This window comes from Mesorhizobium sp. M7A.F.Ca.CA.002.04.1.1 (genome assembly GCF_004022805.1).
Lineage (GTDB): Bacteria > Pseudomonadota > Alphaproteobacteria > Rhizobiales > Rhizobiaceae > Mesorhizobium > Mesorhizobium ciceri.
Window position 1 is genome coordinate 1 of sequence record NZ_RZPL01000847.1, and the last position, 2,259, is coordinate 2,259.

Annotated in this window: 3 protein-coding genes; all 3 read left to right on the top strand. The window is 64.3% G+C overall.

Annotated features, from left to right (window positions below; genetic code table 11):
- Positions 1 to 21 precede the first annotated feature (21 nt).
- Positions 22 to 888 (top strand): ABC transporter permease, encoded by an 867-nt coding sequence (locus ENZ75_RS29330; RefSeq protein WP_128278528.1) that lies wholly within the window; start codon positions 22 to 24, stop codon positions 886 to 888.
- Positions 885 to 1,805, top strand: a complete 921-nt coding sequence (locus ENZ75_RS29335) for an ABC transporter permease (protein WP_024502122.1) — start codon at positions 885 to 887, stop codon at positions 1,803 to 1,805. The genes ENZ75_RS29330 and ENZ75_RS29335 overlap by 4 nt, the downstream gene beginning before the upstream one ends.
- Positions 1,806 to 1,838: 33 nt before the next feature.
- On the top strand, positions 1,839 to 2,259 hold a 421-nt coding region (locus ENZ75_RS29340), incomplete at its 3' end, for an ABC transporter substrate-binding protein (protein ID WP_245481287.1).

Below are 2,259 nucleotides of genomic sequence, written 5' to 3' on the forward strand. Positions count from 1 at the left end.
GATCTCACCGCGCCAGGGCGCATGCCGGTCAAGCCGCGCGCCGGCGTCTGGCGCCGGCTGGTCAGGCGCCGTCTGGCTCTGCTCGGGCTGGTCATCGTCGCCATCGTCGTTGCCGGCGCCGTGCTGGCGCCATGGCTGACTGGCTATGATCCCAACGAGCAGATGTTCGACGGCCTGACCATCGAGGGCTCGCCCTTGCCGCCGGATGCAAAATTCTGGCTGGGCACCGACTTGCTCGGCCGCGACCTCCTGACCCGCATCCTCTACGGCGCCCGCACCTCGCTGATCATCGGCATCGTCGCCAATGGCGTGGCACTGTTCATTGGCACGCTGGTCGGTGTTGTCGCCGGCTATTTCCGTGGCTGGATCGGCAGCGCGCTGATGCGTTTCACCGATTTGATGATGGCGTTTCCGGCACTGCTGCTCGCCATTTGCCTGGCCGCGGTGTTCGAGCCCAGCCTGTGGATCGTCGCCATGGTCATCGCTTTGGTCAACTGGGTGCAGACCGCCCGCGTCATCTACACCGAGACCTCATCGCTGGCGGAGCGTGAGTTCATCGATGCCGAACGCACCATCGGCGCGAGCGCGCCGCGCATCCTGTTTCGCCACATCCTGCCGCATCTCTTACCGACCATCATCGTCTGGGGCACGCTCGGCATTTCGACCACCGTGCTGCTCGAGGCGACACTCTCCTTCCTCGGCATCGGCGTCCAGCCGCCCACGGCGTCCTGGGGCAACATCATCTTCGAGAACCAGACCTATTTCCAGGCCGCACCCTGGCTGGTGTTCTTTCCGGGTGCCGCGATCCTGGCGCTGGCGCTCGCCTTCAACCTGATCGGCGATGCGCTGCGCGACATCCTCGATCCGACGCAAAGAGGCCGGGCATGATCGCCTATCTCGGCCGCCGCCTCATCCAGTCGCTGCTGATCCTGCTCGGCGTCTCGCTGATCACCTTCGCTCTGCTCTATCTCCTGCCCGCCGATCCGGTGCGCCAGATCGCCGGCCGCAGTGCCACGCCGCAGACGGTCGAGAACATCCGCCAGCAGCTCGGCCTCGACCAGCCGTTCGTCGTCCAGTACTGGCGCTATCTCACGAAGCTCGTCAGCGGCGATCTCGGCCGCTCCTACATCCAGCGCTCCGAAGTCACCGAGCTGATCGTTTCGCGGCTGCCGGCCAGCCTGTTGCTGATGGTCGGCGCCATCCTGTGCGAGCTGTTGCTCGGCCTGAGCATGGGCCTGATCGCCGCCGTCAAGCGCGGCACCGCCACTGACCAGACGCTGATGGTCGCCTCCTTCGTCGGCGTCTCGGCGCCGCAATTCGTCGTCGGTCTGCTGCTGCTCTACGTCTTTGCCGTGCGGCTCAGCTGGTTCCCGATCGGCGGCTACGGCACCTGGCGTCATCTGGTGCTGCCGTCACTGACCATGGGAATCCTCGGCGCGGGCTGGTACGCGCGCATGATGCGCTCGTCGATGATCGACGTGCTGCGCCAGGATTACGTGCGCACCGCCCGCGCCAAAGGCCTGGCGCGGCGAGCTATCCTGTTCCGCCATGCGCTGCCCAACGCCATCCTGCCGGTGATCGCCATGATCGGCATCGACATAGGCATCTTCATGGGCGGCATCGTCGTCGTCGAAAGCGTATTCGGCTGGCCCGGCATTGGCCAGCTCGCCTGGCAGGCCATCCAGCGCGTCGACATCCCGATCATCATGGGTGTGACGCTGGTGTCGGCCTTCGCCATCGTGCTGGGCAATCTGCTGGCCGACATCATCGCGCCCTTCATCGACCCCCGCATCAAGCTCAGATGAAATGAAAACCAGACAGAGAAAGGGAACATAAAAATGAAAAGGTTTCTCGCATCCACGGTAGCGGCATCGGCGCTGGCGCTGATGCTCGGCATGACGAGCGTTCGCGCCGAGGACGCCGTCGATCCGAACGCCAAGCAGGGCGGCGCCATCACCATCACCTACAAGGACGACGTCGCCACGCTCGATCCGGCGATCGGCTATGACTGGCAGAACTGGTCGATGATCAAGAGTCTGTTCGACGGGTTGATGGACTACGAGCCGGGCACCACCAATTTGAAACCCGACCTCGCCGAAAGCTACGAGATTTCGCCCGACGGCAAGACCTTCACCTTCAAGCTGCGCCATGGCGTGAAATTCCACAATGGCCGCGAGATGACGGCCGACGACGTGAAATATTCGCTCGACCGCGTCACCAATCCGAAGACGCAGAGCCCCGGCGCCGGCTTCTTCGGCT